Origin of the sequence: Neorhizobium huautlense, assembly GCF_002968575.1 — a bacterium.
Taxonomy (GTDB): domain Bacteria; phylum Pseudomonadota; class Alphaproteobacteria; order Rhizobiales; family Rhizobiaceae; genus Neorhizobium; species Neorhizobium huautlense.
This window is the reverse complement of the sequence record NZ_PVBM01000026.1, coordinates 11,638-30,020: the sequence shown is the minus strand read 5'-3', so window position 1 is coordinate 30,020 and position 18,383 is coordinate 11,638. Positions and strand designations below refer to the sequence as shown.

At 52.0% G+C, this 18,383-nt stretch carries 15 protein-coding genes; 3 read left to right on the top strand and 12 right to left on the bottom strand.

Annotated features, from left to right (window positions below):
• Positions 1-25 precede the first annotated feature (25 nt).
• The gene (locus C5L12_RS28210; protein ID WP_157949105.1) at positions 26-217 is read right to left on the bottom strand and encodes a hypothetical protein; all 192 of its coding nucleotides are present in this window, start codon (positions 215-217) and stop codon (positions 26-28) included.
• 537 nt (positions 218-754) lie between these two features.
• Here C5L12_RS28210 and C5L12_RS22705 point away from each other — a divergent pair.
• Positions 755-1,450 (top strand): hypothetical protein, encoded by a 696-nt coding sequence (locus C5L12_RS22705; RefSeq protein ID WP_105374341.1) that lies wholly within the window; start codon positions 755-757, stop codon positions 1,448-1,450.
• 52 nt (positions 1,451-1,502) lie between these two features.
• Here the strand turns inward: C5L12_RS22705 and C5L12_RS22700 are convergent, their stop codons facing one another.
• Positions 1,503-3,920 carry a DNA cytosine methyltransferase gene (locus C5L12_RS22700; protein ID WP_105374340.1) on the bottom strand — a complete coding sequence of 806 codons (2,418 nt, stop codon included), beginning with the start codon at positions 3,918-3,920 and terminating at the stop codon, positions 1,503-1,505.
• A gap of 388 nt (positions 3,921-4,308) precedes the next feature.
• The gene (locus C5L12_RS22690) at positions 4,309-5,055 is read right to left on the bottom strand and encodes a hypothetical protein (RefSeq protein WP_157949104.1); all 747 of its coding nucleotides are present in this window, start codon (positions 5,053-5,055) and stop codon (positions 4,309-4,311) included.
• Positions 5,056-5,284: 229 nt separating this feature from the next.
• Here C5L12_RS22690 and C5L12_RS22685 point away from each other — a divergent pair, with 229 nt between their 5' ends.
• Both C5L12_RS22685 and C5L12_RS22680 read left to right on the top strand, forming a co-directional pair.
• Positions 5,285-7,525, top strand: coding sequence for an ATP-dependent nuclease (locus C5L12_RS22685; protein WP_105374370.1), 2,241 nt, complete (start codon positions 5,285-5,287; stop codon positions 7,523-7,525).
• On the top strand, positions 7,507-9,405 hold the full coding sequence (locus C5L12_RS22680) for a UvrD-helicase domain-containing protein (protein ID WP_105374338.1): 1,899 nt from the start codon (positions 7,507-7,509) through the stop codon (positions 9,403-9,405). Before C5L12_RS22685 ends, C5L12_RS22680 begins: the two co-directional genes overlap by 19 nt.
• 32 nt (positions 9,406-9,437) lie before the next feature.
• Here C5L12_RS22680 and C5L12_RS22675 read toward each other — a convergent pair whose 3' ends face one another.
• From C5L12_RS22675 to C5L12_RS22635, 9 genes are all read right to left on the bottom strand, one after another.
• Entirely contained in the window at positions 9,438-10,466 is a 1,029-nt protein-coding gene (locus C5L12_RS22675; RefSeq protein WP_105374337.1) for a metallophosphoesterase family protein, read from the bottom strand.
• Positions 10,467-10,645: 179 nt separating this feature from the next.
• Positions 10,646-11,308: a hypothetical protein gene (locus C5L12_RS22670; protein ID WP_105374336.1), complete on the bottom strand. Its 663-nt coding sequence runs from the start codon at positions 11,306-11,308 to the stop codon at positions 10,646-10,648.
• Positions 11,305-12,258, bottom strand: a complete 954-nt coding sequence (locus tag C5L12_RS22665) for an MvdC/MvdD family ATP grasp protein (RefSeq protein WP_105374335.1) — start codon at positions 12,256-12,258, stop codon at positions 11,305-11,307. The genes C5L12_RS22670 and C5L12_RS22665 overlap by 4 nt, the downstream gene beginning before the upstream one ends.
• Before the next feature lie 15 nt (positions 12,259-12,273).
• Entirely contained in the window at positions 12,274-12,642 is a 369-nt protein-coding gene (locus C5L12_RS22660; RefSeq protein ID WP_157949103.1) for a hypothetical protein, read from the bottom strand.
• A 352-nt stretch (positions 12,643-12,994) separates the two neighbouring features.
• The gene (locus C5L12_RS22655) at positions 12,995-13,228 is read right to left on the bottom strand and encodes a DUF3892 domain-containing protein (protein ID WP_105374333.1); all 234 of its coding nucleotides are present in this window, start codon (positions 13,226-13,228) and stop codon (positions 12,995-12,997) included.
• 194 nt (positions 13,229-13,422) lie between these two features.
• A complete protein-coding gene (gene qatD, locus C5L12_RS22650) occupies positions 13,423-14,172 on the bottom strand; it encodes a Qat anti-phage system TatD family nuclease QatD (RefSeq protein ID WP_105374332.1) in 750 nt (249 codons plus the stop codon).
• Positions 14,169-15,503: a Qat anti-phage system QueC-like protein QatC gene (gene qatC / locus C5L12_RS22645; protein ID WP_105374331.1), complete on the bottom strand. Its 1,335-nt coding sequence runs from the start codon at positions 15,501-15,503 to the stop codon at positions 14,169-14,171. Before qatC ends, qatD begins: the two co-directional genes overlap by 4 nt.
• Positions 15,500-16,426, bottom strand: a complete 927-nt coding sequence (locus tag C5L12_RS22640) for a hypothetical protein (protein WP_105374330.1) — start codon at positions 16,424-16,426, stop codon at positions 15,500-15,502. The genes qatC and C5L12_RS22640 overlap by 4 nt, the downstream gene beginning before the upstream one ends.
• Positions 16,426-18,360 carry a KAP family NTPase gene (locus C5L12_RS22635; protein WP_105374329.1) on the bottom strand — a complete coding sequence of 645 codons (1,935 nt, stop codon included), beginning with the start codon at positions 18,358-18,360 and terminating at the stop codon, positions 16,426-16,428. Before C5L12_RS22635 ends, C5L12_RS22640 begins: the two co-directional genes overlap by 1 nt.
• Positions 18,361-18,383 lie beyond the last annotated feature (23 nt).

Sequence of the window (18,383 nt, the reverse complement as noted above, 5' to 3'; positions counted from 1 at the left end):
CGGGTTTGCCTCACTGGGATGTTGGTCAATCGGGGCGGTGGGAGGAGGCGCGAAGGCGGTCGTATGCACGGAAGAGGCGGTAGGGCGTCTCGTCATCAGTGCGAAACATGTCACCGTAGGGCGTCAATTCATGAAGGCCTTCTTCCAGTTGGGCCATCCAATCCTCATCGTACGTTTCGCTACGATCAGGGCGCACGAGTTCGTTCCGTTGTTTCACGGCTATTTCTCCAGACTGTTGTTGTGCTCAGATCAGTCCGAAATCGCCCATCCACTCGGGTAGGTCATTGGTTGCCCCGGTGTCCGGTCGATTTCGTTGAGGGGAAAATGCAGCAGGTCGCGCTGATGGCAGCACAGAAAATGCCTGGAAATGTATTCCGGATCGTTTTTTTTGATCACGGGTACGGCCGCGTGGGTCACGCCTTCGCGAAAGCTATTTCTAGAAATTTGTTACGGAGCCTGATGAGCGCGCAGCGCTCAGGGCAGTCACTCAGGCACAAAGTGCCCGTGAACATACTAAGCGCGGTTGTCGCAGGTCTTAGATATTCGAAACAGTGACATGGTGCGTTTGCCCTTTGGTTGGCGCAGTAGAAAAGATGCCGATGACTTTCTTAGATGTCGAGTCGAAATAGTTAAAATTCTATTAAAGTGTGGATTATAGTTAACGCCTGTTGCTTCTCGGGGGTGTCGGCGGAGCTGATGGTGCCTTGCATGTGAGTCATGGAGCATTGACCTCACCAATAGGTGAGGTGCGCACATGCAATTTCCAAAACTGAAAGTCTTCGGTGATGTCCAACAGGGACTGGGACCTTTGCTGGATGAACTCGGCCTGAAAGCCCGCATGCGTGAATGGATGGGATATCCGACGATCCAATTTGAAACTCCCGATGGCACCATGGTTAGCCCGATCCGGTTCGTCATGCGCACCAAACATCAGCCGGAGGAGCCAGGCTCCCTTTGGAAAGGCTTTTCGATACAGTACGCAAGCTTTGACATGGAGGCGTTGCCTGACAGCGACTGGACGTTCGTGAATTTCGCAGGGCTTTCAGACTACTACTTGAAAGGTACCGACATCGAGTCACTGCAAATATTGAAAGAGGAGTTGCGAGCCTACAAACTCATATTGACGGAAGAGCACCCCAAGGCAACATATGAATCTACTTTATTCCAAGCATATATAGAAGTCAGAAAATCTTTGGCGCATTTAGTAATATTGCCCGTCGAATGTAATCGTATAGGTGAATTGGAGGTCCTGAGTTTTAATGATAAATTAGGAAGAAATTGGGTTCTCATGTTTGGTGACAGGTTCAAAATAGAGCTGGATGGCGTAATTGTAATGGAGTCAAAATATTACGAAATCGATGATATTGAAATTATATCGTCGTTCGTGAAGAGGAGCGTATTAAATATTTCACCGGATTTAAAGAGTGACCAAGGTGATTATGTGCCGTAGATCAATAGTAGATGCCGCCTTAAATTGTGAAGACGTGCCTATGCTCCATCATTTATCTTGGCTCTCTTCTTTTTTCGGTTTTAATTTCTTTCAAAAATGCCTTTTTTCGTGCTTGATTAAGCCGAGCCAGTTGTTTTATCGCCGCTGTTGGGCGTGTGTAGACTTTTGAGGTCTCCTCAAAAGTTTCTTGGTCGAAGGGCCCCCGCTCGATTTCCTGCTCAATACGGTAGCGTCGCATTACTTCCTGTGCCGGATCATCATGGAGATGAATAGGACGGAGACCGTAAGGCGCTGGCTTTCGGAATCTTTTACCGGTGTCTGGATCGGGGGCCACCCACAAGTCGGACTGGTAGGCTTTCTTTATCGGCTCGTCGATAGAGGCGGAAAGGTCCACCGGTTGCCCCATCAGTATCGCATGCATCGCCTGCGCGAGGACCCTCATTATTGCTGGAGGAATTGTAGCGCAGACTTGCTCGCACTGCTCAAGCTCGGTGCCGGTTAGTTCCCATTCCACCGGTATGCCTTGAAGGGCCTTAAGTACCGGAATATTGATCCTAACTGTTTGATCGACATCTTCGTCCCGCCTTCTCCTTTTGTTTGGCGTGAGCAAATAGTCGCATTCGAAGCCGACATCCCTCCATTTCCTGAGGACAGGAGAGTTCGAGTTCAAAATCGTGTGCAGGTCCGGGCTAAGGGCGGGTTTTGTGGAGTGTCCAAAAACGCGGTTCCATTTATCATAGGTGACACGATCAACCGCGTACGCCTGTTCACGTTGTAAATATTTCCTCAGGACTGAATCCAGCGAGCGCTGAACAGGTTTGTGGATCAGTGGTGGTATCAATGGCCTATTCAATGAGCGTTTTACACCGATTATGACGGCCCTGCGGCGCTTCTGGCCGAGGCCGCACTGTTCGCCGTCGAACCTGTAAATGTCGGCCAAGTAACCCAAGTCGCTCAAATCCTGGATCAACTGGTCGTGGTACAGCACATTGCGAGGAGACCGAAAATCCTCTGAAATCTCAAAAAAGATTCCGTCCGGTTGTATGTCGGCCAACAAAGAGAGGACTTTGGGCAATTCATTTCTGCTGTCTGCCGCACCGCCCTGTTTTCGTTCCCACGGACGTCCCGGGATAGCTCCGCAAACCACATCAATGCGCTTGCCCTTGAGCTTGGCAGGAATCGCCTCGCGGATTCCTTCCCAAGTCATTGTATCTGCGATACCCCAGTCTGGTCTATTTGCGGATATCGCTCTCTGCGCTTGAGGATTTTCATCGCAAACCGCTGCTACGTAAAAACTCGCTGCCTCTAAACCTAGGGCACCCGCTCCGCAGGAAGAGAATATCTCGACTGCTGTGAACCTCCGGATTGGATTCTTTTCGTCGATTTCATCCAAGTTAGCTGGTGGCGGCATGTCAGATGTGCCGATCAAATTACCTTCAGCATCATTTATCGGAAATACCTTAGTTGGGCTGAAATCCGGCCTCTCGCACAGAAGCCGCAAAGTGCTAATCCCATCCAACTTCAAGAACGAAGATATCTCAGAAGTGAGATAGGAAAAATCCCCATATGAACAATGCTGAAGAATGAAATGCGCTTTTGCTAAAAGGAGATCGGCGGAATCCGGCTGCAATTGTCCCCAATTTTGGGACGGTACCCCAACTTCAGGAAAAATCTCGTTGAACAGCAGCCACAGCGATTTCGCCTCTTCAACTACCTCGGTGTGCATTGTTTCGATGTGATCAGGGTCGAAACTGAATGCGGTGGCCATTGCTTCCCAATCTTCTCGCTGTGTCGGGAGCAGCCGTGAGAGATGGTGGAATTTCTTGAATGTGTTGAGAAACTTAGAGACTGCCGTACGAAATACCTCAACCTTCTCTTTTGCGATTTCACTAGCTCTCATGGTCAGCCGTCCCCTGTAGGCTAGGTGTTGCCGCTCATTTTCAGAAGTGCTGATGCGCCGGAATTCCTTACTGATTTCCTTGATGTTTTCCCTAGTTAATGTCGCGCCTGCGGAAATCCTTGCCAGTCCCTCAGCGCGGGTCCGCTTATTCGAAGATATCAACGCAGCTATGGTGTCAAAATGAACCGCGTTCGCGATTAAAAGCGTTCTGTGTGCGTATAATTTCTTCGAGAAGCCTCTCAACAGTTTGAGGTCTCGTGGCGTCAGGCCCGTCTCAAGAAGATGGGCGGTCACCTGAGCGGTAGAAATGTCTTTATTGTATACTGATGCAGGGTCTTGGCGGTCGGCGGGTGTCTCGGCTCGCTTTTCTTTAGTGTCCGGAAGAGAGAGCAACTCATCCACGTCTTTTGCCAGGGCGGCCAGCGTGGTCACGAGTTGCCTTCTGTTTTGAAGAATGCGGATACGAGTCTGACGAAGCGTAGCGTCAACGTCAGTTCGACCTTGCAAGTCTGCTTCAGTTATCTCTGAAAGCTCAAGACGTTCACTATCCTCTGAATGGCTACCGGCCATGATGCTCTTCCTGTTTCATTTCAGGAAAGTCCCACAGCTGACGTAATTTCTGCGCGAACTAAAAAGCTAAAATCTTACCAATCGAAAGGAATTTTTCATGTGGTGTGATAGCTGATGAAAGCAAAGGCGGCCGCCCCAAGATTGGAGGTCGGTGAACAAAATCGCGGACTTGACCAAAGGGATGTGGGTTGGGTTAGCACGCAAGCCGCAGTGGAGATGTTTGATACCACTGACGCATTTCGCGGAAGCTGAAGGTCCGAAGGGTTTGAAAACCCGAACCTGGTTCAGCGTCAAAAACGAGCCGATATTCGCGTGGGCGGGCCTATGGCCCATAAGCACAAATGGGGTCCCGTGTGGACTGGCTCATCTTGCGGGCCTGCATTCTCAATTAGCAGCCAGACTTGTAAACTGGCAGTTCCCAATCCGGCGGGTCATAAGCCTTCGATCTTTTGATCTCGCCGGTAAAACCAGTCGCTGCTGTGATCGCCGCCTTGTCCGCTAGCCAATTGGCCCGATCTCTGTTTGGGTCAGCCATAATCTGCGTGACCATGGCGTGCGGATCGACTTCATAGCGGTAGAGACCGTATTTGTCGCAATCCTTTGCATTGCCAAAGTGAAGCAGCCGCACTTCACTTTCGTGCTTAAATGCGTACCGCTTCAAGAGCAGGGTGCGGGCAAAACTAATTGCCGACATGGATAGCGGCCCGCCACCCAGAAACGCTTTCAAGTCTTTTTCTTTGTGATACGCGACCTTGCCAAGAAAGCAGGTGTCCTGCGGCATCTTAGGGTGGGCGTCGGCCAGCCCGGTTAGCAGTTTACGGGGAGTTGAGCGGATACGGAGAAAGCGCTGCTTAGGGTCATTAGCATATATGCCCCACATGGCCTCGGACAGATACTCCCGAGTCCAGCACTGACCAACGAAGTCATTTTTGAAGCCGAAATCAAATCGTTCGCCGTCCAGGACGCCGCCCAGTGACAACTGAAAGTTCTCAAACTTATCTTTCCAGTTATGAATTTGGCTGAGGACGTTCTTTTTGTCCGCAAACAAACCGATTACATGCTCCTGCTTCATTATCCGATAGATCGGCCTATCTAGTTCATTGTCGGTCAAGTTCAGAAAATTTAGTGTGATCAAATCGGCCTCCATACCCACTCAGCTAATTTTGTGCGCCCATTCACGTCAGTTCGGCGGACCGTTGGTGTAAATGTCGCGAGCTTGGTTGCGCGAAAACTTGCACGGCCGGTATTCAGGTCGGATGCAACTCGCATTTATGGTGTTATTATGCGGATGGCTTTCGCCTTTTACGCGAATCAATTTGGTTCGATAAGAATGTGTGACCGACCGATAAATGCCAGGTGAAATCGTGAAGCTGACGAAGATTTGCATCAAAAATTTCCGATCACTACAAAACCTCCAGGTAGACCTGGAGGAATACCTTTCGATCATTGTCGGCAAAAACAACTCTGGAAAAACATCTCTATTGCTGGCCCTTGAGAGGTTTCTAGCGACCAGCGGGCTCCCACGCTTTGATTTCGATGATTTCAATACCGACTTCCAGCAGCATTTGATCGACCTTCTCGAAGAGAAGGTGCAGCCGGATGAGCCATATCCATTCTGTGGAATATCGCTGCGGTTGTTCATCCAATACGATGACCACGACGACCTAGCGAATGTCGGCAATGCCGTCATCATGGACCTCGATCCTGAGAACCGATGGATCATTCTGGATTTCCTATATCAGCTCTCACCTGAGAACCTTTCTTCCATAAAGCGCGCATTTCAGGAGCACAAAGATAAGAAGCTAAAGGATGGCAAGAAGGCAAAGGATGCGCGGAAATTTTTGAGGGAAGAGCAAGGAAAGTATTTCAAACCTGCCCGGCGCAGTGTTCGTTTCGATCATATCACTGGGACGGTGCAGGAGGACGATTACGTAGACCTGCTCAACGAGGCGGTTCGGTTCGACGACATCATCTCGTTCAAGAGGATCAATGCGCGCAGATCGGTTTCGAATAAAGAATCAGATCGTAGCCTTTCGGCGATGTCGGCGAAAATCTACAATGCTATGGCGTCCGATGCTGGGGATGAAGAAGTTTTCGAAACCTTCAAGGAAGCCCTGAGTAATACTGACGATCAGCTGGACGGCATTTATGCAGACTTGTTCAAGGGGGTCATCTCCGACGTCCGAAGTTTCGGCGGCATTAAGGAAGGTGATACAGAGATAAAGATTAGGTCCACCCTGCAGCATCGTGATCTGCTGCAGGAGAATACGACGGTTATGTATGGTCAAGGCCTCGATCTCACCTTACCGGAAAACTATAACGGCCTCGGCTACCTTAACCTGATCTCGATTATCTTCGAGATCAAAATCATCCTCAACGAATTCAAACGCGGCCAGAAGCCTCGACCGGCTGACATCAATCTGCTCTTTATCGAAGAGCCCGAGGCCCATACGCATCCGCAGATGCAAGCAATCTTTATTGCGAATATCAAACGTCTCGTGGGGCGAGCAATCAGCAATGCCGATGGCATCTCGCGGCCGTTGCAGACGATTCTTTCGACGCATTCTTCTCACATCGTCGCCGAGTCTGATTTTAATGACATCAAATATTTCAAACGCGTTGACGGTTACACTCAGTCGCGCAGTCTCAAAGAGTTGGACGACCTCTACAAGTCGGCGGGGAAAGGAGGGCACTACGCCTTTCTGAAGCAATATTTGACCCTCAACAGGTCGCAGCTATTTTTCGCGGACAAGGCAATCCTTGTTGAGGGCGATACTGAACGCATCCTGCTTCCGGCGATGATGCGCAAAATCGATCAGGCCGACGCGGCTAAGGCGTATGAGGATGGTATACTCCCGCCTCTCGCCCTGCTTTCACAGAACATCTCAGTTATCGAGGTCGGTGCGCACTCTCAAATCTATGAAATCTTCCTCCAATTCATCGGGGTGAAAACGCTGATCATCACGGACATTGATTCGGCGAAAGAGGCGCTTGAGTTCGACGAACTCGGCGTCCCAGTGATGAACAAGCAGGGTGAGCAGAAAAAGATCGTTCGAGCGCACGAGATAGAAAATGCCACTCACACGACAAACGCCGCGCTCCGGTTCTTTCATGGCGTGGGGCCCGACATCTCATATTTCCTTGGCCTGAACTTTGAACAAAAGGCGGTTTGGAAGGACCCTGCAACAGGCAAGTGGGGGCCTAAGGTTGAAGGGCAGGTCCTCTGCGCCTATCAGATTTTGGAAAAGGACGGGGACGGAAATGAATACCACGCTCGCAGTTTTGAAGATGCGTTCTTCCACCTAAACCGAGTATTTATCAGCAACTCGACTACGGAAGAGCCTGGCATTCAGAAAGCCGGTTTTCCTAGCCTGGTAGAAAAACACCTCAAAAAATATCTCGCCGGTGGGTCGTCTTTCGAGATGGCCGAAAATGGAATCACCAGAAAACCGTCGTTCGCTATCGAAATCCTTTTGAATAGTGCGACCTCGACCTCGAACGTCGCGTCTCCCTTGGGTCCACCAAAGGAATTTTCCTTTGAATTTCACAACTGGAACATCCCTGGTTACATCGAGGAGGGCCTTCGATGGATCAAGGCGGGGTGAAGCTTGAACCGGAAGTGATCGAGGCCCTGGAACTTGTAGCCGCCGGGAAGAATTTCCTGCTCAGCGGTGGGGCCGGAAGTGGCAAGACGTACTCGCTTGTCCAGGTAATCGGAGAGCTGCTCCGCACCGATCCTAGCGCATTCGTTGCATGTATCACCTTTACGAACGCTGCTGTCCGCGAAGTGGAATCGCGTGTTTCCAACGAGCGCCTCACCGTTCGAACGATCCATGATTTTCTTTGGGACGTGGTCAGCCCGTTTCAGCGGGAACTCCGAAATGTCCTAGTGGCGTTGCTGAGCGGAAATGAACCTAAGTTGGAACCCGGAACAATCGTTGTGTCCGAGGAAATGTTCGCTGGAAAAAAAGTCCAGTACAAAGAATTTTCGCTGCTGGGTGAGGGGATCGTTTCGCACGACGAGGTCATCATTGTCGCCCATGCCATGTTTGAGACCTACCCGAAAATTCGCGACATTCTTCGCAACCGTTATCGGTACATCCTAGTTGACGAGTATCAGGATACCGCGCCGGAGGTCGTCAAAATTCTTCTCGATTGGCTCCCGCTGAGTACGCGGCAAGGTGTTTGCGGCTTTTTCGGCGATGCGATGCAATCGATCTACGAGGAAGGAGTCGGATCGATTCAGCCTTACGTAGTCGCCGGGACCGTTGACGAAGTTAGGAAACAGCAAAACCGTAGGAATCCGCGCTTAGTTTATGAACTCGCCAACAACTTGCGATCAGACGGTATCGTCCAGGGTGCATCGAAGGACCTCAATGCGCCCAACATGATTCAGGGTAAGGTCAAGGACGGGATCATCAGGTTCTATCACTCAACTGGTGATGGCAGTCGGCTGCAGCAAGTCCGCGACCACCTAGGTTGGGACTTCTCAGGTGTTGTGGAAACGAAAGAGCTGAACCTCACGCATAATCTGATCGCGCCACAGGCAGGTTTTGGTGACTTGATGGAAATCTACGACAAGGATGGCGTCCTTTCCTTCAGAAATCGTATCGTCAAGTTCATTAAAACAAACGGTAACCTCAACGACTATCAATTCGAAACGTTCGGTGAGGTCGTCGCTTCCCTTCAAAAGGGGAAGACGGGTAGTGCTCTACGCGCGGTTAGCCCGACGCCGGGGATGCAGGCATTCATCGACGCCAATCCAAAGCTGTTGGAGTACGCGAACGAGATAGAATTCCACCACTTCCGGCGACTTTATGTCGATAAAGATCAACTGATCGATGACAAGAAGCAGACAGAAGAGGAAATAGCTCGAAAGGGATCGAAGCGGTGCGATTTCGTGAAGCACGTCTTCAAGATTCAGGCTGTCGTCCACCTTTATGAACAGCGCCGGTTCAATGAATTTTTGCGAAAAACTGAATTTCGCGTGTCCAATGCTCAGGACAAGCTACGCATTCAAAAATGCGTCGAAGACATTGGCACAATGAAAGACAGTCCGATCCTGGATGTAATCGACTTCGCACACGACAACGGACTTTGCATCAAAGACGACAAATTTGCCAACTTCCGCGCGGAAAAACGCTACCTTTTTGATCGGCTTACTGGGGTCCCGTTTTCATCTTTTCAGAAGCTTTATGAATACCTTGAAGGACGCACTACGTTTTCCACACAGCATAAAATTAAGGGACGGGAGTTTGAGCGTGTCCTCGTCGTGCTGGATGCCGGTGGGTGGAATCACTACAATTTTACATACTTGTTCGAGGGAAGCGGTACGGAACGCGTGATAGAGCGGACCGGAAAGCTATTCTATGTCTGCTGTACTCGGGCCAAAGAAGCGCTGGCAGTCTATTTCCAGAATCCTACACCTGCTGTTTTGAAACGGGCTGAGGCGTGGTTTGGAAAAGAGAACGTTTTGGAAGTTTAGATGCACGAATGGAAGTAGTTCGTTGTGAAGGTCTAGGCTAGAAACGGTGCTCCCTGCTTTCGGAAATCCTCCTCCACCTCCCACTCGTCTTGCCAACTCGGATAAATTTCCAGGTCCACCCGACGGAATGTAAATCCGAGTTGCTGCGTCCATTCCATCACACCGTAATTGCCTGTGTTCAGGTTCTTGAATTCCCTTCTTCGCCTTGCGTCAGCAACCGCACGCGACCTCAAAAGCAGCCGGTTGTCGAGCACAGAGACGTTCACGTACTGAGCGCCCTGGAAATTCGTTTCATTGAAACCGTGCCGATGACCAAAGAGAAACACCGGAACACCACTGAAACCTTCCTGGGTTTTCGATAGCCGGTCATGAGTTACAACGACTGTTCTGGAGACTTGCCGGTTTGTCCCCTTGAGGAGATCAGCGAGAGCGGTGCGATTCAAGTTTTGCGCGGCAACGGTTACTCCTGACAGGTCATTTTCGTAGCGACTGAACGCTTCGGAATTCTTCAATCTGGCAACCTCATCCCCGACGGCGTACAGTTTCACGCGGCGTTGTTCATCGAGAACAGCGATTTTTGCTCGGGAAGGCTTTCGGCGAGAGCTGGCCATCAGTTCTTCAAGTGCAGATGCATACTCTGCTTCAATGACAGACGTGACTTGGTCTTGATGGGAACGTGCGGCGCTGAGTTCAGATACGATACCCGGATGTTGGCCATCTATCTCTTGGCGCAAATGGATTGCGAAAGGGTTTCTCCCCCAGCTCGCGGTGCATCCACTAAAGCCAACGAATGCGATGTCTCCCAGAGAGAAAGGGTTGAGATGCAAGTGATGACAGTTGGCTCCAAATGACGTGTCATATTCGAGCTTGTGGTCCCAGTTTCCGTAAACGTAGAGGACCGGACACTCGAAAGAGCTGAAGACATCGAAGATTTCTTGAGCTTTATAGGAGCCAATATCGCCCGCGATTATAACCGCATCGAATTGGTTGGTTTCCTGCGCTCGCATCCTTTCTACGGCAACGAGGTTGTCATGAATGTCGGACGTTAGGAGAATTTTCATCGGAAACCGCCTCTTTTGACACTACAGCCGATAGGGCTCCGCTGTTTCCCAAACTGCGGACCGCAAGGCGTGGAAAGCGAGCAGGACGCCAGTTTTGGGGATGCAGCCGTTATCCCACCTGCCAGGGCACCCGGAACATTTGAAGTCAGAATCAACAGTCAATTTGTGACAGCGTACGGCTATGAGCCGCACACAGCGGCACGCACCATCGGCACAGCTACGTCGACGAGGTTTGTTATAGGCTGCCTTAGCACTGCGACCAGGAGAAGGATGGCGAATGCGATGAATGTCCTCAGCAAGAAAGCATGGGCCATTTTGATAAAGGCCACTTTTGCATTCACTCCGTCGCGGTTCATTCGCGTCGTTGCCAGCAAATCGCGTATCAGAGCGCTATTGGCGTCTGGCTCCCCCCAGAGGTGAACAATGTCCGTCGCATCAATACGATTGTGGGTCGAGACCGCCAGGGTGCGGAATGCCCATATTCCGCTTCTTACGAGGTATACAACGCCCAAAATAAAGAGCCCTAAAAGCACAGTCTGCCAACCAGCGCTCATGTCGGGAAGTTCGTCTCCGTAGAGGTCCTTTGGCAAGGAAACCAGGACGGGGAAGATTGCTGCAATCACCGCCAGGTAAATGGACGCCTTGCTTTCAGATGACCTCTTCCGTTCGGTTTCTTGTTCGTGTAGCGCCCGGGCGCATTCAAGCGCTATCTCGGTGTGCGTATCCCACTTCGCGTCTTTGATAAGTTGCAGGTCACGCGTCTGCTTGCTGGCTTGGTCTTCAAGCTGCACGGTTGTTGGCCTCGAAAGCCTTGGCCAAAAGAACTCGAAGACACCGATCATACCGCTGCAATCCTCTCCAGCTCGTCTACGATTGCTGCCGCAATAGGGAGCCCAGTACGATTTTCAATCCAGGCCCACTGTCCATTCGGATTGCATTCGAGAAACCAAAACTGACCATCCTCGCCAAGCACGAGGTCTATGGCACCGAAGCGCAGCTTCTGCTGCCGGACAAGTTCTGCGCAGGCCAACTGGATGTCGCCGGGAAGGGTTATTACCTCGTGCCTGATTTTCGGATTTGAGCCGCGTCGCCAATCCAAAGACGCCTCGTCATATTCCTGCGAATGGATTGCCACGGAGAATACTTGTTCGCCGACGACGGTTACCCTGATGTCGAATTTTTTGGGTATGAGCCTCTGGAAAATCACTGGGGCATACTGAAGAGCTTCACGGTCCTCCTCTGCAATTGCATCGATCCGGCTCGTGAACATTACATGCTCGGACCCTTCGATCTCGACGACTGCTTGCCGATGAGGTTTTCCGACAATCGGTCCTTGGGCCAACAATGTGCGAGCGGTATCCAGGTCGTTCGTAATGACCGTATCCGGTACATTGAACCCGAGCCTTTTTGCCAGATATATTTGCGACGGCTTATCTTCGGCGATGAGGATGTCGCGGGGATGACTGAGCCATCTGCTTCCGACCAACAAATAGAGCGACTTCAGCAGAGCTGACCATTCTGTCGACGCGTACGCTCTCTGCCCCATGTCATGGTCCAGTTTATTCAAATCTGGGAGTTCAGGCCTGCGAAAGTAAGCGGCCCTTACATGATCAATCTGGACTCTTCTCTCTCGCGAGGACACTACCAGCGACATGGTGATTGGGTCGAGCGCAAATGACATGTCGGCGATTGCGTTCGTATTAAGCCGGAAATGATCCCGGCCTCGTCGCTTCAGCTCCCTAATAACGAAGTCAGTTGTTAGGTCCCTTTCATTGGTGAGGATCAATATCATTGACAGACAGGGCCTTCATAGAAAGCCATGAACGCGCGGTGACGTATCATCACTTTCCATCTGCGCATCAGTCTTTGTCGTGATTTCGAGGAGGTGAGTTGCATTATGCTGAACCTGATCGTCTCCTTCGACGTGGGTTTCAGTCTTCGTCTGTATTTCAAGGAACGGCGCAGGAGTGTCGTCGCTCTCCTGCTCAACCTTGGTCTTCGTCGTGATTTCGATCAAATCAGACTTGGTATCGATGAGCGGGACATTTCCGTCGGGGCTTGCAACCACCCACATTCCAAAGTCATGAGAGTATTGCCCAGGGATGGGTTCGCCTGCAGTTCTCGGGGAAGCGTACCGCGTTAGAAACGCACGGTGACCGAAGGTCTCATTATGCACGATGGAACTCCAGGAAGATTTCGTTAGTCGCCATTCAACTGAAATGGCATTGAAACTCAACGGAAAGCGTTTCTAACTAGGTGCTCGTCAACAGGCGAATGCGACAGACTCCCGAGAGAGAAATTCCATGGCATCTCCGTATTGGATATCTGATGGATATCGATCACGGCCAATTGAGATACGCTAGGCCAACTATGGCAACAAAGGCGGAAAGGAAGAAGACCACCCATTTAGTAGTTGTCCAAGGCTTTGGCGCAAAGTCATTGTCTGGACCTGGATGTTTATCCCATCCGCCAACCATGAAAATCGCCCCCCATCCCGACAAATCAGACGCGCAGGTTGAATCTCGATGTTAATCGTCACCGGCCATGTCGTCCAAGTTATTGGTCTTCTTTCCGTCCGGGTTAGTTCGCAAATGCGGCTTCGCATTGCTGCGGCGAACGGAATGCGCATTGGAAATTTCGCCGCGATCCGCCAATTCCATTGCCTTCTTCAGCGGTGTGAAATTCTTGTTTCCATCCAGCTTTACGTGCGTGATGTCGCCTTCACGATCCGCACGGGCATCGACTACCTTTCTTGGTGCCATCTCGTATCTCCGGCCGCCTGATTGACCCCCAGCAATCCAAAGTTCTCGGATTGCTGGCGTAGCCACTTCTTCCGCTACGTTATGTACTTCTGCATTAACGAGAAATGTCCCGCCGCTACACCTTAAGCTTGTCGGAGATTGTCTTCTACGTCAAAGTATATTCGAGGGCTGAGACATGCGGAAGCGGTATTTGATTATTCGGCGTGTGGCTGGTCAAGAGTGGACAGGAGCTTGCGCAGGTTCAGGCGGATGCTGCGATCAACCTCGCTGATCGAACAACTCCAAGCGTCCGCCCAAATAGGCAAAGCCGCTTCTACGTCCCAAGGCATAAACGGAATGCCCCCATCGGAGGTGAACGGCCCGTCGGTCTCCGTTAGAAGCCTATTGCGAGGCATTAAAGCCAGTAACTCGCGTCCTTTCCGGCCGCGCAACATCGCTGGTCCCACGCTAAACCAACAGCCCAACTCAATGGCTCGATCCAATTCCTTCCGCGTACCGCTGAACCAATGGAGGATAGGTATGCTTGTAATGAGGTTCTTTTCGATGCCGTCCAGCACCGCCGTCGCCGCTCCGCGAGAGTGGATCGACAGAATCTTACCCCCATGAGCCTCGGCGTCCTTCAGAATTGTCGAAAACACTTCGATCTGAAGTTTCAAGCTCGACGAATAATCTGGCGACCCATCGATGCCAATCTCTCCCACATACTTGGTCTGCGACATAAATTTTCGAACGTCATCGACCTCTCGGTAACGGCTTGCTACTAGTTCGGGATGGAGGCCCACAGCGACACGAATTCGCTTTCGGCCTTCCGTCAGCCTGACATTCCCGAGAAAAGCCTTTGGGGTGGTGGTAACTGCCAGAACAAAGGCACCACGTGCATCTGCCTCCGCGATCACCCGTCCAGGATTAGGGTAGAGATCGAGATGGCAATGTATGTCAATCATCGGAGTCCGGTCGCTTCGAGAAACTCGCCTATTTCCAGGAGACCGTCCTCGGCCACTTTCCGATACTCATCAGCCTTTGCGCCGAAGGATGTTGCTCCAATCGCCGGACCAATCCAACGGCGAGCGCCATGCCGATTTACATAGTCGAGGGCGGTCAACGTCTGCATGACGTCGTCATACTCGGCGAACGCCTTACCATGAAACTCGTTGTTGATGCGACCCTGCACGGTGAGTTCCACCTTGGGATGGATATAGGCTGTGGTATCTCCATCGATCCGCCCACTCCATTTCAAGAATGCAGATCGACGGACCAGGCAAGGTAGGCACCGACCACAATGCGTGTAGCTGCGCCCAGCGCGTCCGCAACTCATCGATATTGGAGCCAGTTCGGCCAGAAGCTCTTGGCTTCGGCATTCCGCCATCATCACGCCCTTTGTTTTGAACTGGTACAGGTTGCAAAGCCGGACCTTTATGCCAAGTTCGTCGAGTAGGCTCTGGAGCATCTCAATGAACTTCGGATGCGTCGTTCTCGTGCTGAGGCTACCTCTCCTCATCGTCGTGAGAGGCACATTCAAACTGATAAACCCGTTCTCCGGCGTATGAAGGTCGACGGTTTCACCAGCAACATATTTATCCAAGAGCGTAGCAGCGAGCACTCCAAACGCGATGAACACAATGGAACGGGGGCGCTGAGAGATTTCGGCAGCAACGCCTGAAGTCCTCGGATCAGCGTTGAGCGAGAGAAGTCGCTGTCCAGCACCGGTTCGCGCGGCAAACTTCTCTTGTTTGGCCACGTCACCGCGAACCCTATTCGATACATATACTGGGTGATCAACACCCTTGGTTTCCATATCAATGGCACCAATAAGACTGTCCAGGCCGCCCGACAGGAGAGCCACGCAGGTTTCCGGTCGTGAACCAGCGATCTTCTTGGGAGGAGCTGGATGATATCCGCCTTCAACAAAGGTCAGATTCCAGAAGTCACCCGTCAGGAACGAGAGCATTGCCGAAATCTTTTCGGACAGCACTTGCCATCGATGAGGGTCGCTGACTCCGACGGTCAGTTCGATCTCACGGGTCCAGCCATCAGGGCTGACGGTTGCTCGGTTCACCAGTCGGTCAGCACCCACCACGCCGAGCGCCAATGCAGTAAAATCCCATGCCATTGTCGATGGCGACCGCCCCGCCCATTTGAAGAGTTCGCTGGCAACGGATAATCCTGCGTGGCCAGATGTCCGGCTCAGAGCGCCTAGATCACCTTCGAATATGCTGATGCGATGATCAATGCCGGAGGGGGATGGCTGATCGGGTCGGAGCGCTGCGATCTTCATTCGAGATAGCTTTCGAAAATGTCCATAACCTGGGCAGTGACGTCGCGGGCGATTTTCGCCGATGTGCTGCGGCTGATTTTTGAGCCGATTGCCTTCACCTTCACGTATTGCGTCCGGTACGCTTCCCGAACGAAGTCGCTGATTTCCTTGAGCCGGTCATTTGCCAGAACAGCGCTACCATGAGCCGCTCGCTGGACGGAGGCACCAATGTCAGCAACCAGAATATTGAAGGCGGAGTACGACAGGGTTCTGACGAAGCATTCCTCCGCCAATTCAGGCGGGAGATTGGTGACATCGGCATTTTCGTTCTCATTGAGAACCGAACTGACGGCCTCGGCAATCGCTTCGCGTACACCGGCATCGTCGAGCGACACTTCACCAGGATTGACTGCCTCCGCAATCCGTTCGGCAACCTCACTGTGCGATAGGCCCGCCAAGGTCGAAACATCGAGTTCTGATTTCTCACCGTCGACAGTAGGAGCGCCATCGCCCCGAGATAAGATATCGAACACCCCTGCGGCAGCAGAAGAGGATTTACTCATTCGACGGGAAGTCGTTGCCGACCCACCGTATCCCTTCTTCACATAGTTGCCGAGTGCGCTCCGGAGACTACGGCTATCACCTGTCTTGGCAAAGTTGCCGATTGCGCGACGGGCTGACGTGAATCTCCGTGCGGGAGCTAGGTCAGTCGGTGTTGGGTTTTCCTGACCCTGATCTGGGGGTGCCTCATTCGGCTTTTTGGGAGGAGCCGGTCCATCAGGTCGCTTTTCTGGTGGCTTTGGTGAAGGCGACGGCGAACCGCCATCTCCTGGCTGCGTCAAAGGCTTAGACGGTACTTGTGGCGTTGGAGCATCTGGTCCCACCCAGTTCGGCACCAGAGGGACATTTTTGCCGGGACCGCTACTCGTCTTCGACGTGCCCATTATTTGCCCGCCTTTAATTCGGCAGCTACGGCTTTGCTGACGGTGGTCGGAAGATCGGGACGCTTTGCCAGCCCAACTATAACTTTCTTTCCCCACTCGGACGTGGCCAGTCGCGGGATGAGGCCAGCTTTGAGTGCTGAAGAGGGCACATTCCCGAAGAACACGATCAAGCGTTCAGCCTGTACGACGTCATTCTCCGCCATCGCGCCAAGCCCATAAAGTATCGAAGGCGTTCCCCATTCGGTCTCAGCACTCGCTTTGTCCAACAAGCTGGTCATGATCAGCGCCCGCTCGTCAGGTGTAACTGTGGTGAACTGTACTTTGACCGACTGTGTCGGTTGAATCTTCAGGGCCAGAAGTTGAGTGAGAAGTGATGCCGCGCTTTTTGACAGTTTGTTCTCGGCAGCGATAATCGGGGCGCTTTCCCGACCTACATGAAGTGCCCCTCGAAGATCGATCCCTCCCAAGTCGGGCGGAAGTTTCAGCCAGTCTTCAATGAGCTTTGCGTCTTCTTTCCATCCTGGTGGCCAGCGCCCTTCATCGATAGCTTCGCCCTTACGAACGTCGGCTTCAAGATCACGAAGGATTTCCGATTTTCCGTGCGATGCGGTGCTAATCAGTTCGGTTAGCGAATTGAATGACGTTGCTGAGGCAAATCGCTCGAACAGCATGAGCTTTGCGAACATTGCGTCGTTGACAGTGATATGCTGCACCTTCGCAAGGCTTCGCCGGATGGATAAGGTGTTCATGAAGCGCTTTATAAGGCGAGGATTTCCGTTCACTTTGGGCGAAATAATCATCTGGCGTGCAAGACGGTCAGCAAGCTCAAGCTCTGCTTTCAGCGATTCCGGACACTGCTTGATCAGTCCCTGCACAAACTCGGCATCTACAGCCTCCCCTTTCCAACTGGTGGCGAGGCGCTGGTTGACGGCAATTCGAACCTGTTCCTTTGCTTGTTTATCGGTGGCGCTGTCCTCGTAAATCACAGTATTCTCGACGAAGAGCATCATCAGGTAAGCCTTCACCTCATTCGTGCCGAGCGGCGGGACTCGGAGCGGAACTTGGATGAGCTTGTCGAAGTAACTAATGACGATGTCATCATCCACCTTGGTGCCTGGAAAGTGGACCCGAACCGCTTCTTTGATCATTTTGTCGTCAGCCGCGATAATGAAGGCTGTCCGCTTCATGAAGAGGAAGAGGCGCATCGCCTCAAGTGTCCCGATCACTGTCGGCGGAAGACAACGATCCAGGTCGTCGACAAACACCACCAAAGTTACCTTCAGATCATCCAGTAGCTCCTCGAACTCGGTCCGAATTGCGTGGATCATCTGAGGAGGAGTCTGTTGGCGCTTCTCGGACGGTTTAAGCAGACCTTGCGCCGATTCCGCGTGTTCTTTTATCGTTGAAGAGGCGGAGTCGTAGTCGTCACTGGTAATGTCGCCGTCGGTGAGGCTATCGTAAACGCCTTTTCCGGCGCGTGCGAGCGCCCCGACTGGCACGCCAGTGTAAACGGTCGCTGCGAGTTCGCCCACAAACCTGAGGCTCCTAAAAACATCGATGCGCTTGAGAAGTTTGACGCCTTTTTCAACGCTCGTTTCTTGTTCCGTTGCGCATTTCGTTAGAGCGTCAGCGATTTCCTCCATGAGGGCCGCCTTCGCGTCGTCGTGTCCTTGATAGAGCCAAGCATTGAAATTGACGAAGAGTAGTGACTGCTTTCCTTTGGCCCCTCCGGTGTCTTGCTTTTGCGCTTCCTTAATCCGAGCATTCAGATCAGCTTCGACAAGTTTCACCATTGACGATTTGCCAACGCCCCAGCCGCCCGAGATGCCAATGCTCAGTGCCTGGCCTTTCGCGTCGAGGATCATCTGCGAGACCAAACTCGCCATGACATTGAAATTCAGGAAATCACGACCAGTTTCTACGTCCGCCCACATCCCAGCCATCCTCAATGAGAGGG

Coding starts and splice junctions, on each gene's coding strand:
- C5L12_RS22705 (WP_105374341.1), top strand. CDS start 755: ATGCAATTTCCAAAACTGAAAGTCTTCGGTGATGTCCAACAGGGACTG.
- C5L12_RS22700 (WP_105374340.1), bottom strand. CDS start 3,920: ATGGCCGGTAGCCATTCAGAGGATAGTGAACGTCTTGAGCTTTCAGAG.
- C5L12_RS22680 (WP_105374338.1), top strand. CDS start 7,507: ATGGATCAAGGCGGGGTGAAGCTTGAACCGGAAGTGATCGAGGCCCTG.
- C5L12_RS22675 (WP_105374337.1), bottom strand. CDS start 10,466: ATGAAAATTCTCCTAACGTCCGACATTCATGACAACCTCGTTGCCGTA.
- C5L12_RS22670 (WP_105374336.1), bottom strand. CDS start 11,308: ATGATCGGTGTCTTCGAGTTCTTTTGGCCAAGGCTTTCGAGGCCAACA.
- C5L12_RS22665 (WP_105374335.1), bottom strand. CDS start 12,258: ATGATATTGATCCTCACCAATGAAAGGGACCTAACAACTGACTTCGTT.
- C5L12_RS22655 (WP_105374333.1), bottom strand. CDS start 13,228: ATGGCACCAAGAAAGGTAGTCGATGCCCGTGCGGATCGTGAAGGCGAC.
- qatD (WP_105374332.1), bottom strand. CDS start 14,172: ATGATTGACATACATTGCCATCTCGATCTCTACCCTAATCCTGGACGG.
- qatC (WP_105374331.1), bottom strand. CDS start 15,503: ATGAAGATCGCAGCGCTCCGACCCGATCAGCCATCCCCCTCCGGCATT.
- C5L12_RS22640 (WP_105374330.1), bottom strand. CDS start 16,426: ATGGGCACGTCGAAGACGAGTAGCGGTCCCGGCAAAAATGTCCCTCTG.
- C5L12_RS22635 (WP_105374329.1), bottom strand. CDS start 18,360: ATGTGGGCGGACGTAGAAACTGGTCGTGATTTCCTGAATTTCAATGTC.